The 13,359-nt window shown below is 68.9% G+C and carries 12 protein-coding genes; 9 read left to right on the top strand and 3 right to left on the bottom strand.

What is annotated here, in order from left to right; genetic code table 11:
- The first annotated feature begins 341 nt into the window (after positions 1-341).
- On the top strand, positions 342-2,087 hold the full coding sequence (locus ACZY0Y_RS08045; protein ID WP_463957342.1) for a dynamin family protein: 1,746 nt from the start codon (positions 342-344) through the stop codon (positions 2,085-2,087).
- Positions 2,084-3,703: a GTPase gene (locus ACZY0Y_RS08040; protein WP_463957341.1), complete on the top strand. Its 1,620-nt coding sequence runs from the start codon at positions 2,084-2,086 to the stop codon at positions 3,701-3,703. The genes ACZY0Y_RS08045 and ACZY0Y_RS08040 overlap by 4 nt, the downstream gene beginning before the upstream one ends.
- A 9-nt stretch (positions 3,704-3,712) precedes the next feature.
- On the opposite strand, the gene ACZY0Y_RS08035 is transcribed toward ACZY0Y_RS08040, so the two are convergent.
- Together ACZY0Y_RS08035 and ACZY0Y_RS08030 are read right to left on the bottom strand one after the other, a co-directional pair.
- Entirely contained in the window at positions 3,713-4,249 is a 537-nt protein-coding gene (locus ACZY0Y_RS08035; RefSeq protein WP_463957340.1) for a DUF1697 domain-containing protein, read from the bottom strand.
- Between the two features lie 17 nt (positions 4,250-4,266).
- Positions 4,267-4,986: an IclR family transcriptional regulator gene (locus ACZY0Y_RS08030; protein WP_069952151.1), complete on the bottom strand. Its 720-nt coding sequence runs from the start codon at positions 4,984-4,986 to the stop codon at positions 4,267-4,269.
- A 125-nt stretch (positions 4,987-5,111) separates the two neighbouring features.
- On the opposite strand from ACZY0Y_RS08030, the gene leuC reads away from it, so the two are divergent.
- The 6 genes from leuC (at position 5,112) to ACZY0Y_RS08000 (ending at position 11,682) form a co-directional block, all read left to right on the top strand.
- A complete protein-coding gene (leuC, locus tag ACZY0Y_RS08025; protein ID WP_463957339.1) occupies positions 5,112-6,566 on the top strand; it encodes a 3-isopropylmalate dehydratase large subunit in 1,455 nt (484 codons plus the stop codon).
- Positions 6,567-6,620: 54 nt separating this feature from the next.
- The gene (gene leuD, locus ACZY0Y_RS08020; protein WP_024367317.1) at positions 6,621-7,223 is read left to right on the top strand and encodes a 3-isopropylmalate dehydratase small subunit; all 603 of its coding nucleotides are present in this window, start codon (positions 6,621-6,623) and stop codon (positions 7,221-7,223) included.
- A gap of 152 nt (positions 7,224-7,375) precedes the next feature.
- The gene (gene murA, locus ACZY0Y_RS08015) at positions 7,376-8,701 is read left to right on the top strand and encodes a UDP-N-acetylglucosamine 1-carboxyvinyltransferase (RefSeq protein ID WP_024367320.1); all 1,326 of its coding nucleotides are present in this window, start codon (positions 7,376-7,378) and stop codon (positions 8,699-8,701) included.
- Between the two features lie 10 nt (positions 8,702-8,711).
- Positions 8,712-9,485, top strand: a complete 774-nt coding sequence (locus ACZY0Y_RS08010) for a lysophospholipid acyltransferase family protein (RefSeq protein WP_463957338.1) — start codon at positions 8,712-8,714, stop codon at positions 9,483-9,485.
- Positions 9,482-10,534: an NAD(P)H-dependent glycerol-3-phosphate dehydrogenase gene (locus ACZY0Y_RS08005; RefSeq protein ID WP_463957337.1), complete on the top strand. Its 1,053-nt coding sequence runs from the start codon at positions 9,482-9,484 to the stop codon at positions 10,532-10,534. The genes ACZY0Y_RS08010 and ACZY0Y_RS08005 overlap by 4 nt, the downstream gene beginning before the upstream one ends.
- A 2-nt stretch (positions 10,535-10,536) precedes the next feature.
- Positions 10,537-11,682: a D-alanine--D-alanine ligase family protein gene (locus ACZY0Y_RS08000; RefSeq protein ID WP_463883465.1), complete on the top strand. Its 1,146-nt coding sequence runs from the start codon at positions 10,537-10,539 to the stop codon at positions 11,680-11,682.
- A 3-nt stretch (positions 11,683-11,685) separates the two neighbouring features.
- Here the strand turns inward: ACZY0Y_RS08000 and ACZY0Y_RS07995 are convergent, their stop codons facing one another.
- Positions 11,686-12,189 carry a DUF3515 family protein gene (locus ACZY0Y_RS07995; protein ID WP_463883463.1) on the bottom strand — a complete coding sequence of 168 codons (504 nt, stop codon included), beginning with the start codon at positions 12,187-12,189 and terminating at the stop codon, positions 11,686-11,688.
- A 95-nt stretch (positions 12,190-12,284) separates the two neighbouring features.
- On the opposite strand from ACZY0Y_RS07995, the gene thiL reads away from it, so the two are divergent.
- Positions 12,285-13,343 carry a thiamine-phosphate kinase gene (gene thiL, locus ACZY0Y_RS07990; protein ID WP_463957336.1) on the top strand — a complete coding sequence of 353 codons (1,059 nt, stop codon included), beginning with the start codon at positions 12,285-12,287 and terminating at the stop codon, positions 13,341-13,343.
- Positions 13,344-13,359 lie beyond the last annotated feature (16 nt).

The following is a 13,359-nucleotide window of genomic DNA, read 5'->3' as shown; positions in this document are numbered from 1 at the left end:
CCAGGGCCGGAAATCATGTTCAAAGGCGCCCCGCAACGCGAACGGCGCCGTCCGGAGTTCAGGTCAGACGAACCGGAAGGAATGCCCGGGGCTCCCGCTGCGCAGGGACAACAGCCTCTCGGTGGCGCGCTTCTTCGCGGTTCATGTCCGGCCGGCACGCCGGCACGCAGCAGGCGCCTACCCGGACCGCTTACAAGCACCCCAGCAGCCCTAAGCTTTCGAAGCCTAGCTACCCCGGAGCCCCGCCGCGTCACTGGGAAGCGGGCACCATTCCATTCACACGTTTTGTCCCACAACCCCGATCCTGAACCGGCGTGGCCCGGAACTGGCATGATGATGCGGTGAGCTCCGACCAAACTCCCGGCCATGCCGTTGAACTGCTGGAAGCCGTCCATCGTGACCTGGCTGCAACCGCGCTGCCGCTGGCCCTGGCCGGCGCGGACGAGGCCCGGGGTGACATCCGCCACGCCCTCGCCCAGCTCGAGGACTACATCCTGCCGCGCTACCGCAGCCTCGACGCGCCGCTCCTCGCCGTCGTGGGCGGTTCCACCGGCGCGGGCAAATCGACCCTGGTCAACGGGCTCGCGGGCCATGCCGTCACCCGCGCCGGCGCGATCCGGCCCACCACCCGCCAGCCCATCCTGCTGCACCACCCCGCCGACGGACGCTGGTTCGAGGACCAGCGGGTGCTGCCGGGCCTGGGCCGGGTCCGCGGCACGGTCAACCCTGCGCCGCTGCCCGCCAGCCAGGCCGGTCCCACCCCGGACGCCGCCGAGGTCACCTCGCTCGTGCTGGTCGCCGACACGGCGGTGCCGCAGGGGATCGCGCTGCTGGACGCGCCCGACGTCGACTCGATTTCCGCTGACAACCGCAAGCTTGCCGGCCAGTTGCTGGCGGCCGCCGACCTGTGGGTTTTTGTCACCACCGCCAACCGCTATGCCGACGCCGTCCCGTGGCGTCTGCTGCTGGACGCGGCCTCGCGGGACATTATGGTGGCCGTGGTCCTGGACCGGGTCCCGCCCGCCGCCGAAGCCGAGGTCAGCGCGGACCTGCAGTCCATGCTCAGCCGGGAAGGCCTCGGCTCGTCCTGCCTCTTTGTTGTACCCGAAGCGGAACTGGACGGGATGGGGATGCTTCCGGCGGCCGCCGTCGAGCCATTGCGGCTCTGGCTGCAGGAAATCGCCGCGGACGCGGCCGGACGCGCCGGCATCGCCCGGCGGACCCTCAACGGGACCGTCAAGGCCCTGGCGGACCGCGTCGAGGCGGCGGCGAAGGCCGCCGGAGACCAGGACCATGCCGCGGAAGTCCTCGCGGGGGACGCCCGCAGCGCCTACCGGGACGCCGTGGCCCGGATCCTTGAGGCCACCCGTGACGGTGCCCTGCTGCGGGGCGAGGTCCTGACCCGCTGGCAGGACTTTGTGGGCACCGGTGAGTTCTTCCGGGCGATGGAGCAGAACATTGGCCGGTTCCGTGACCGGGTCGGTGCGTTCGTTCGTGGCGAACCGGCGCCGGCGGTGCGGGTGGAGACGGCGATCGAGACCGGTCTGCAGGCCGTTATTATCGATGAGGCCGCCAACGCGGGCGACGATGCGGACGGGCGCTGGCGCTCCGATCCCGCCGGCCGCCAACTGCTGGGCAGCGACGACCTCGCCGGCACCTCCGACGGATTCGCCGAAAGGGCGGCTGCCGAGATCCGGGCCTGGCAGGGGAGCCTCATGGAACTCATCCGGACCGAGGGCCAGGGCAAGCGCACGCAGGCCCGCTGGCTGTCCTTCGGCATCAACGGCCTCGGCGCCGCCCTGATGATCGTGGTGTTTTCCATGACCGCCGGGCTGACCGGGCTGGAGGTCGGCGTCGCAGGCGGAACCGCCATTGCCGGACAGCGGCTGCTGGAAGCCGTGTTCGGCGAGGACGCCGTCCGTCGGCTCGCCAAGACTGCCCGGGAGGACCTCCACACCCGCTGCCAGAACCTGCTTCAGGACGAGCAGCGGCGGTTCCTGGACCGGCTTGATCCTTCCGGCGGCATCGACCCCGCAGTGCTCGCCGGCCATGCCGCGGCGCTCCGCCGGCTGGCGGACTCCGCATGAGCCGCCACGGCGCCGCCGCCGAGGCCTCCCGGCTGGACCGCAGGCTCATAGCCCTGAACGAAGCGCGTGAACTGGCCGCCGGGGCGCTCCCCGCGGACGTCCTGGGCAGCGTGCTCCAGGTGCTGGAGCGGGCGGGCTCCCGGCGCTCCCTCTCGGCGGACCACACCGTGGTCGGATTCTTTGGGGCGACCGGCAGCGGCAAGTCCTCCCTCTTCAACGCTGTCAGCGGGGAGGAAATCGCGACGGCGGACGCCCGCCGGCCCACGACCTCCGAACCGCTCGCCGGCATCTGGGGAACCGAGGGCAGCGAGGAGCTCCTGGACTGGCTGGAGGTCCGGAACCGGCACCACGCCAGCCCGGTCCCCGGGTTCGCCGACGAGGGCACGGGCCTGATCCTCCTGGATCTTCCCGACTTCGACTCCACCCGCGCTGCCAACCGCGGGATCGTGGAGCGGATGGTCGGACTCGTCGACGTCCTCGTCTGGGTGCTCGATCCGCAAAAGTACGCCGACGCCGCGGTGCACAACGACTTCCTCGCCCCGTTGGCGTCCCACGGCGCCGTCACCCTCGTGGTACTCAACCAGATTGACCGGCTCCCGGACCGGGACCTTCCGCCGGTGCTGGAGTCACTCAAGGGCATTCTGGCACGGGACGGGCTGGGCAAAGTGACGGTCATTGGCGCCTCCGCCGTGGCGGGCACCGGCGTGGACAAAGTCCGGGCCGCCATCCGGCAGGTGGCCACGCAGCGGCAGGCCCAATCGCAGCGCCTCGGCGCTGACGTCACCCGCGCCTCGGCATGGCTTGCCGAGGCGTCCGGAGAGGGCGGGGCGGCGGGGGTCAAAACGGCGTCGAAGTCCCGGCTGGCCGGGGAACTGGCCGTCGCCGCGAATGTCCCGCTCGTGGTGGACGCCGTCGTCCGGTCCTACCAGCTGGAGTCGACCCGCCGCACCGGCTGGCCTGTCACCCGCTGGCTGGTCCGCTTCCGGCCCGATCCGCTCAGGCGGCTGAACCTGCGCCGCGAGGGCGCCAGGCCGGAAGTGAACCGCACCTCGCTGCCGCCGGCAGGCGCCCCGGAACGGGCCCGCACGGATGCCGCGGTCCGGGAATTTGCCGAGGCAGCATCCGACGGCGCCCCCGGCCCCTGGCGGGCCGTCATCCGCGCTGCCGCCCGTGAGGGCCGCGACCGGCTGCCGGACGCGCTGGACCAGGCCATCGCGTCCACGGAGCTGAAAGCCGGGAGCAAGGCCTGGTGGTGGACGCCGTTCAACATTGTGCAGTGGCTGGCATTGCTGACGGCCCTGGGCGGCTTCGCCTGGCTCGGCGTGCTCGCTGCGCTGGGCTACTTTCAGCTTCCCGTGCCTGAGGTCCCGCGGGTGCAGGGCTGGCCGGTGCCGACCGTCATGATCGCCGGCGGGGCGCTTCTTGGGATTGTCCTCGCCATCCTGGCCAAGTTCATCGCGGGGGCCGCGGCCAGGGCCCGGGGCTCAGCGGCCCGGAAACGGCTCACGGCTGCCGTCGCTGCGGTGGCGGAGAACCTGGTGGTGGAGCCCGTCGAGCTTGAGGTCAGCCGGCTGGAATCCTTCAACAAGGCCCTCCAGGCGGCGGCGCGTCAATAGAAAGCATGCCTACAACAGGGCTGCGGCGTCGCGGACCTTGATCATGGTGCGCAGGTTGCGGGTTGTGGTGGAGGCCTTGTACTTCGGCTTTGAGGACAGCTTGCTGAACGGACTGTCCAGGGTGCCGCCGGCGGGTGCCAGCCACGCCAGGGCCTCCGGTCCCAGCGTGGCCACCTGCGCCCCGTCCAGGCCCTTGCCGGCCTCATACAGCTCAGCAAGCACGTCGGTGTCCGAGCCCAGCGTGAGATAGGTGTGGGTGGACGCGTCGTCCGCGGGGTAGGGGCAGGCCGCCACCAGTTCGCCCACCCGTTCCGCCGGAAGCACCACCACCCAGGCGTCATAGCCGAAGGCTGCCCGGAGGCAGGCCTCGAATTCCTTCTTGACACCCCGGGGGGAAAGTTCGCTGGCGAGCACTACATTTCCGCTGGCCAGGAGCGTCTTCACGCCCGAAAAGGGCCGGGAGGCGAGGGCCTGCTTCAGTTCGGCCATCTTGATCGTGATGCCGCCGACATTGACCCCGCGCAGGAAGACCGCATAGCTGTTCATGCGGACAGCCTATGCCGTCAGTCGTTGGTCTTGCGCAAGGCTTCGGTCAGCACCCGGGCCGCGTTGCAGACCACCTCGGCGTGCAGCCGGCCGGGCTGGCGGGTGAGGCGTTCGATCGGGCCGGAGATGGACACCGCGGCGATCACGCGTCCGGACGGACCGCGCACGGGTGCCGAAACGGAGGCGACCCCCGGCTCGCGTTCGCCGAGGCTCTGGCCCCAGCCCCGGCGTCGTACTCCGGCCAGGACGGTGGGGGTGAACCGGGCGGCCTGCAGGCCTTCGAGGAGCCGGTCGTGGTCCTCCCAGGCGAGCAGCACCTGGGCGGCGGAGCCGGCCTTCATGGACAACTGGGTGCCCACCGGAATAGTGTCGCGCAGCCCGATGGGCCGCTCGGCGGAGGCCACGCAGACGCGCCACTCACCCTGCCGGCGGAAAATCTGGGCGCTCTCACCCGTGGCGTCCCGCAACTGCATCAGGACAGGCCCGGCGGAGGCGATCAGGCGGTCCTCGCCGGCGGCGGAGGCGAGTTCCACGAGGCGGCTGCCGAGCACGAAACGGCCCTGGATGTCGCGGCTCACCAGCCGGTGATGGACCAGCGCCAGCGCCAGCCGGTGCACGGTGGGCCGCGCCAGTCCCGTGGCAGCAACAAGCTGCGCCAGGGTGGTGGGCCCGGCCTCAAGTGCGTCAAGCACATGGGCCGCTTTATCGATGACACCGACGCCACTAGAATTGTCCATGTAATGATATTGCCGTCTCATTATCTGAGATGCAAGTCAATCTGCTGGCGCATTACGCGGGAGTCCTGATTCAGTGGAGACAACAAGCCGGCAAGTACGAATCACCGCAGTGAAGGGAGAAGGCCGTGGCAAAGACACTGGCCGAGAAAGTCTGGGACGCGCACGTGGTGCGCAAAGGCGACGGCGAAGGAGCCAACGCCCAGCCCGACCTTCTCTTCATCGACCTCCACCTGGTGCATGAGGTGACCTCGCCGCAGGCCTTTGAGGGCCTCCGGCTGGCCGGGCGCCCGCTGCGCCGGCCCGACCTCACCATCGCCACCGAGGACCACAACACTCCCACGCTGGACATCGACAAGCCAATCGCCGATCTCACCAGCCGCACGCAGATCCAGACCCTGCGCAACAACTGCCAGGAATTCGGTGTCCGGCTGCACTCCCTTGGCGACGCCGAGCAGGGCATCGTCCACGTCGTCGGCCCGCAGCTGGGCCTCACCCAGCCCGGCATGACCGTGGTCTGCGGCGACTCGCACACCTCCACCCACGGGGCCTTCGGCGCCCTCGCGATGGGCATCGGCACCTCCGAGGTGGAGCACGTCATGGCCACCCAGACGCTGTCGCTGAAGCCTTTCAAAACCATGGCCATCAACGTTGAGGGCACCCTGCGCCCCGGCGTTTCCGCCAAGGACATCATCCTGGCCGTCATCGCCAAAATCGGCACCGGCGGAGGCCAGGGGTACGTGCTTGAATACCGCGGCTCCGCAATACGGGCGCTGTCCATGGAAGCCCGGATGACCATCTGCAACATGTCCATCGAGGCAGGCGCCCGGGCAGGACTCGTCGCCCCGGACCAGACCACGTACGACTACATGTTCGGCCGTCCGCACGCGCCGCAGGGCGCCGAGTGGGACGCCGCCGTCGAGTACTGGAACACCCTGCGTTCCGACGACGACGCCACGTTCGACGTCGAGGTGGACCTCGACGCCGACACCCTGGAACCCTTCGTGACCTGGGGGACCAACCCCGGCCAGGGTGTGTCCCTCTCCGCCAAGGTGCCCTCGCCCGAGGACTTCGGCGACGAGAACGCCAAGGCCGCGGCGGAACGCGCGCTGCAGTACATGGGGCTGGAAGCCGGCACCCCGATGAAGGACATCCGGGTGGACACGGTCTTCCTCGGTTCCTGCACCAACTCCCGGATGGAGGACCTCCGCGCGGCAGCGGACATCATCCGGGGCCGCACCAAGGACCCCAACATCCGGATGCTCGTGGTGCCCGGCTCCGCCCGCGTCCGCCTCGAGGCCGAAGCCGAGGGCCTGGACAAGGTCTTCAAGGACTTCGGGGCCGAATGGCGCTTCGCCGGCTGCTCCATGTGCCTGGGCATGAACCCGGACCAGCTGGAACCGGGGGAGCGCTGCGCGTCCACCTCGAACCGGAACTTCGAGGGCCGCCAGGGCAAGGGCGGGCGCACCCACCTGGTCTCCCCGGTGGTGGCAGCGGCGACGGCGGTGCGCGGCACCCTGAGCTCGCCGTCGGACCTGGACCCCGCCCCCGGGTCCGCAGCGGTCCGTACCGACGCCGCCTAGCCCGCCCGCACAGATCCACCCTGCTCAGATCCACACAGCCTAGAAGGATCCGCCATGGAAAAGTTCACCACCCACACCGGCATCGGCGTCCCGCTGCGCCAAAGCAACGTCGACACGGACCAGATCATCCCGGCCGTCTACCTCAAGCGCATCACACGCACCGGCTTCGAGGACGCGCTCTTCGCCGCCTGGCGCAAGGACCCGGCGTTCATCCTCAACCAGGAACCCTTCAACGCCGGCTCCGTGCTGGTGGCCGGCCCCGACTTCGGCACCGGCTCCTCCCGCGAGCACGCCGTCTGGGCGCTCAAGGACTACGGCTTCAAGACCGTGCTGTCCTCACGCTTCGCGGACATCTTCCGCGGCAACTCCGGCAAGCAGGGCCTCCTGGCCGCCGAACTGGCCCAGGACGACATCGAACTCATCTGGAAGGAACTCGAAAACGCCCCCGGCACCGCGGTCACCGTGGACCTCGTCTCCAAGACCGTGCAGTGCGGCAACATCGTCGCGCCGTTCGAAATCGATGACTACACCCGCTGGCGCCTGCTCGAGGGCCTGGACGACATCGGGCTGACCCTCAAGCATGAGGAAGACATCACCGCTTTCGAGGCCACCCGGCCCGCGTTTATGCCCAAGACGCTGCCGGCCAAGCTGTCCTGACGCGGCGTCTCCCTCGTCGTTTTCGACAGTGGTGACCGCGGCCGCCACCACGGCGTGGCGCACCCCGTATTTCAGATCGGTAACGCAAGCTCCTATGCTTAGCTGGTGCCTTTGTAAGGATTTGGGGCGAGTAGTCGTGAGGAAACCGGTATATGAGTAGTGTTCTGACAATCCGCGGAGGCGTCCCGCTTACTGGCCGCGTCACCGTGCGGGGGGCCAAGAATCTTGTCCCCAAAGCCATGGTGGCTGCCCTGCTGGGCAATGAGCCATCCGTGCTGCGCAACGTCCCCGAAATCAAGGACGTCGAGGTTGTCACCAGCCTGCTCCAACTCCACGGCGTCACGGTAGAGAAAGACCCCATCACCGGGGACCTGACCCTCGACCCGACCAACGCCAAGACGGCCTCCCACACGGCGATCGACGCCCACGCCGGCGATTCCCGCATCCCGATCCTGCTGTGCGGGCCCTTGATCCACGCGATCGGCGAGGCCTTCATCCCGGACCTGGGCGGCTGCAAGATCGGCGACCGCCCCATCGACTACCACCTGAACGTGCTGCGGCAGTTCGGCGCGGTCGTCGAAAAGCGTCCCGGCGGCATCCACATCTCCGCGCCCGGCGGGCTCAAGGGCGCGAAGATCTCCCTGCCCTACCCGTCCGTCGGCGCCACCGAACAGGTGCTGCTGAGCGCCACGCGGGCCGAAGGCATCACCGAGCTCTCCGGCGCAGCCACCGAGCCCGAAATCGTCGACCTCATCGCGGTGCTGCAGAAAATGGGCGCCATCATCAGCGTCCAGACGGACCGCACCATCAGGATCGAGGGCGTCCCGGACCTCGGCGGCTACAACCACCGCGCCCTCTCGGACCGCAACGAATCGGCCTCCTGGGCCTCCGCGGCACTCGTCACACGCGGGGACATCTTCGTCGAAGGCGCCACCCAGCGCGACATGATGACGTTCCTCAACACCTACCGCAAGGTCGGCGGCGGGATGGACATTGGCGATGATGGCATCCGGTTCTACCACAAGGGCGGCAAGCTCAACCCACTGGTCCTCGAGACGGACGTGCACCCCGGTTTCATGACCGACTGGCAGCAGCCGCTCATCGTCGCCCTGACCCAGGCCGAGGGCGTGTCGATCGTCCACGAAACCGTGTACGAGAACCGCTTCGGCTTCACGGAAGCCCTGATCCGGATGGGCGCCAACATCCAGGTCCACCGCGAATGCCTCGGCAGCGTCCCGTGCCGTTTCGGCCAGCGCAACTTCCTGCATTCAGCCGTCATCTCGGGTCCAACCCAGCTGACCGGCACCGACATTGACGTGCCGGACCTCCGCGGCGGATTCAGCCACCTGATCGCGGCACTGGCCGCGAACGGCACCTCGCGTGTCACCGGCATCGACATCATCAACCGCGGCTACGAGCGTTTCACGGAGAAGCTTGCGGGCCTGGGCGCCGATTTCGACATCACCTCGACCGAGTAGCGGGGGCGACATGAAGGAAACGGCCAAGAGCCACATCACCTTTGTCGTTGTAGCCGGGATTGTCCGGCCGGTCATGAACCTTCTGATGCGGAAGAAATGGATCGGCCTGGAGAAGCTGCCCGCCGGCGGCTTCATTGCAGCCCCCAACCATTGCACCGAAATCGATCCCCTGGTGGTGGGGCACATGCTCTACAACCAGCAGCGGATGCCGCACTTCCTGGCCAAAGCCGGACTGTTCAAAGTGCCCGTGCTGGGATTCGTGCTGCGCGCCACCAAACAGGTCCCGGTGGAACGCTCGTCGGCGGGAGCCAACCGCTCGCTGCAGATCGCCAAGGAAGTGGTGGACGAAGGAGGCGCCATCATCGTCTACCCCGAGGGCACATTGACCCGGGACCCCGAGCTGTGGCCGATGAAGGGCCACACCGGCGCCGCGCGCATGGCGCTTGAGAGCGGAATCCCCGTGGTGCCGATGGCGCACTGGGGAGCCCACGAGGTCCTTCCCCGCTACGCCAAGCGGTTCCACATCTTCCCGCGGAAGACCTCGCGCCTGGTGGTCGGAGATCCCGTGGACCTCAGCGCCTTCGCCGGCCGGCCGCTGGACAAGGCCACCCTTACCGAGGCCACCAACGTGATCATGGAGGCCATCACCGAACTCCTCGCCACTCTTCGCGGTGGACAGCCGCCGCTGGTCCGGTGGGACCCGTCGGCCCACAACCAGTCCACGCACGGCCGCTTTGTTGAGGGCGACGCCGGGACTGCCACTGGCGCGGACGGCGCCAAGTGACGGGGGACTCCGGCGCAACGGCGTCCGCCACCCGGGTGGCCGTCCTCGGGGCCGGATCCTGGGGGACCACCTTCGCGAAGATCCTCGCTGACGCCGCCACGGCCTCCGGCGTCGAACGCGAGATCCGGCTGTGGGGCCGCCGCGGAGAAGTCGTCGAGCAGATTAACCTGAAGCACCGGAACGAGCATTACCTCAAGGACATTGCCCTTCCACCCAGCATCACCGCGTCCACGGACGTCGCCGAGGTCCTCGCCGGCGCCGAGCTGGTGGTCCTGGCCGTTCCGGCCCAGACCCTGCGGCCGCAGCTGCGCGAATGGAAGGGCCTGCTGGCTCCCGGTGCGCTGGTGGTCTCCCTGATGAAGGGACTCGAGCTGCACTCCGACGCCCGGATGAGCGAGGTCATCTGCGAAGAGCTGGGGATTCCTGCCGAGCGGGTCGCCGTCGTCTCCGGCCCCAATCTGGCGATGGAGATCGCGCGGGAGGAGCCCACCGCGTCCGTGGTCGCCTGCGCCGATTCCGTTGCGGCGGGCTGGGTCGCGCGGAGCTGTACCGCGCCGTACTTCCGGCCGTACACGACGGGCGACGTCGTCGGCGTCGAAATCGGCGGGATCGTCAAGAACATCATTGCCCTGGCCGTCGGCATCTGCGAGGGCAAGCAGATGGGCGACAACACCAAGGCCTCGGTGATCACCCGCGGACTGGCGGAGACTTCCCGGCTGTCACTCGCCCTGGGCGGCGAGGCCCGGACGATGGCCGGGCTGGCCGGCCTCGGCGACCTCGTGGCCACCTGTTCCTCGCCGCTGTCCCGGAACCACACGGCGGGACGGCTGCTGGGCAAGGGCCTGACCCTGGACGAGGTCACGGCCGAAATGACGCAGACGGCCGAGGGGATCAAATCCGCCCAGGCCGTTCACGAGCTGGCGGGCAAGCTCGGCGTCGAGATGCCCATCACCGCGGCGGTGGTAGCCGTGCTGGCCGGAAAACTGTCCGTTGACGAACTGGGGCCGCTGCTGCTGTCCCGGGACCTGAAACCTGAAGGCGATTACTGAGCGTGTCTGAAGAAAACGTGAGCACAGAGGGCCTGAGCGCCCAGCGTCGTCCCCGGGTGGCGGTGCTGTTCGGTGGCCGTTCCAGCGAACACGCGGTGAGCTGCGTGACGGCGGCCGGCGTCCTTGGGGCCATTGACGAGACGAAGTACGAGGTCATCCCGATCGGGATCGCCAAGACTGGACAGTGGGTGCTGGCCTCCGGGGACACGCATGACTGGTCACTCTCGGCGTCATCCCTGCCGGAGGTGGCGTCCTCGGCCCGGACCGTGGCGCTGACCGAAATCGGCGGCGAACACCAGCTGATTGTCGCCTCACCGAACCAGGTGCCGCAGGAACTCGGTGCCGTGGATGTCGTGTTCCCGTTGCTGCATGGACCGTTCGGCGAGGACGGCACCATCCAGGGCTTCCTGGAGCTCTCCGACACCCGCTACGTGGGCGCGGGGGTGCTGGCGTCCGCCGTGGGCATGGACAAGCACTTCATGAAGGTGGTGTTTGAATCCGCCGGGCTGCATGTGGGTCCGTACATCGCCGTCACGGACCGGCAGTGGCGCAATGACCCGGAGACTGTCCGCAAGCGCGTGGACCAGCTCGGGTTCCCGGTCTTCGTCAAGCCCGCACGGGCGGGTTCCTCCATGGGCATCTCCAAGGTGGACTCACTCGAAGGCCTGGACGCCGCGATCGAGGCCGCCCGTGAACATGATCCGAAGCTTGTCATCGAGGCGGGCATTGTGGGCCGCGAGATCGAGTGCGCCGTGCTGGAAGGCCGGGGGACCGATGCTCCCCGGACGTCCATGCCGGGGGAGATTGCCGTGGCCGGCGGCGGGCATGAGTTCTATGACTTCAACGCCAAATACGTGGACGACGCCGCGGACCTCAGCTGCCCTGCCGACCTCCCGGATGAAGCCATCGCCCGGGTCCGCGAGCTGGCCGCCGTCGCGTTCGACGCCGTGGGGGCCGAGGGACTGAGCCGGGTCGATTTCTTCTACACGCCCGAGGGCGAGCTGATCATCAACGAGATCAACACCATGCCCGGGTTCACGCCCAAGAGCATGTACCCGCAGATGTGGAAGGCCACCGGTCTGGGCTACGCGGAGCTGATCGACGAGCTGATCTACCTGGCGCTGCACCGCAAGACCGGCCTGCGCTAGCGGTTACTGGCTGGGCGGCAGGTTCTGCAGGTCCGCCTGGCCCACGCAGTTCCGGGCCGCCGGCACCTTCGCGGCGGCGGCGGCGAGGTCCGCGAGCACCGTGGCGGAGCTGATCTTGTCCGGGTCCATCAGGATCTCCGTGGCGGGTTCGCGGCCGAAGGTGGTCAGCGTCCACACCGGGTCGCCTTCCTTGATGACCCAGTCGACGCCGTTCACGCTGACGCAGCGGTCCGTCGTCGGACCCGGCACGTTGACCCCGCAGCGCAGGATCACGAGCGACGGATCGCCCCACGCCGCGGTGGCCTGGCTGTTGGTCTTGCGCAGCTTGGCCTCCCCGATCGCATCCGGCAGCGCCACCATCATGGGGGCACACGCGGCGTTCGCCGCGTCCTTGGCGGGAGCGACGTCGACCACCGGGGAGCAGGCGCTCAGCAGGATCCCTGCGGCTGCCGCCGTGGCCAGGATACGGAGCGGACGTGCGAGGGCCGGGAAACGGAGCTGATGCATGGTTTAAGCCTATCCCGGTGCGGAAGGACGACCGGACGGCCTGCGACTGCCGCACAAAGCCCGCCGCTGTCACCGCCTCGCGATAGCGTAGGGCTGTGCAAGAACACGAGACTGTCCCAAGTACGACCCCGCCCACAGCGCCCCTGACCGTGGCGGAGCTCTCCGAATCCCAGCTCCTGGAGCGTATCTTCCCGCGCCTGCACTACGGCCAGGAACACAACCCGTCCCTGATCCTGGGCCCCGGCGACGACGCCGCGATTGTGGCCGCGCCGGACGGCCGGACAGTCCTCAGCATCGACACCCAGGTGGCGGACCAGGACTTCCGCCTGGAGTGGAACAACGGCTACCGGACCACCGGCTACGACGTCGGCTGGAAGGCCGCCGCGCAAAACCTCAGCGACATCAACGCCATGGGCGCCCGCGCCACCTCCCTCGTCGTCAGCCTGACCATGCCCCCGGAAACCCGTGTCGCCTGGGTCGAGGACTTTGCCGACGGAATCAGTGCCGGCATCCGGGAACTGGGCGCGCCGGACTGTGCCGTGGCCGGTGGAGACCTCGGCCGGGGACGTGAACTCGCGGTCAGCGTCGCGATCCTGGGCACCCTCGACGGCAAGGCGGCCGTGCTGCGCTCCGGCGCCCGCCCGGGGGACACCCTGGCGCTGGCCGGCACAGTGGGTCGGGCGGCGGCGGGTCTGGCGCTGCTGGAATCGGCTACCCCCGTCGAGGACCTCAGCCTGGAGCAGCGCGCCCTCCTGGACACGCAGTGCCGGCCCCTGCCCCCGCTCGCGGCGGGCCCGCTGGCCCGGGACTCCGGTGCCACGGCCCTGATGGACATTTCTGATGGCCTGGTCCGCGACGGCAACCGGATGGCGTCCGCCAGCCACGCCGTCCTGAACATGGACGCAGCGGCCCTGAAGGAACTGGCAGGTCCGCTCCTGCCTGCCGCCGAACTGCTCGGCGCAGATCCGATGGACTGGGTCCTGGGCGGCGGGGAGGACCACGGACTGCTGGCCACATTCCCGCCGGGCGTTCAGCTGCCTCACGGGTTCGCTGCGATAGGCTCGGTAGAAGCCCCTGCATCAACGGACCGCACGGGCGTAACCATAGCGGGAAGGCCCGCTGACACTGTGGGATGGGATCACTTTGCAGACTAAAATTGCCGCCAACGCG

It is taken from the genome of Pseudarthrobacter kochi, from assembly GCF_055412805.1.
Note: the sequence above shows the minus strand (reverse complement) of the source record. Positions and strands in the feature narration are given on the sequence as shown.

Coding starts and splice junctions, on each gene's coding strand:
- ACZY0Y_RS08040 (WP_463957341.1), top strand. CDS start 2,084: ATGAGCCGCCACGGCGCCGCCGCCGAGGCCTCCCGGCTGGACCGCAGG.
- ACZY0Y_RS08035 (WP_463957340.1), bottom strand. CDS start 4,249: ATGAACAGCTATGCGGTCTTCCTGCGCGGGGTCAATGTCGGCGGCATC.
- ACZY0Y_RS08030 (WP_069952151.1), bottom strand. CDS start 4,986: ATGGACAATTCTAGTGGCGTCGGTGTCATCGATAAAGCGGCCCATGTG.
- leuD (WP_024367317.1), top strand. CDS start 6,621: ATGGAAAAGTTCACCACCCACACCGGCATCGGCGTCCCGCTGCGCCAA.
- murA (WP_024367320.1), top strand. CDS start 7,376: ATGAGTAGTGTTCTGACAATCCGCGGAGGCGTCCCGCTTACTGGCCGC.
- ACZY0Y_RS08010 (WP_463957338.1), top strand. CDS start 8,712: ATGAAGGAAACGGCCAAGAGCCACATCACCTTTGTCGTTGTAGCCGGG.
- ACZY0Y_RS07995 (WP_463883463.1), bottom strand. CDS start 12,189: ATGCATCAGCTCCGTTTCCCGGCCCTCGCACGTCCGCTCCGTATCCTG.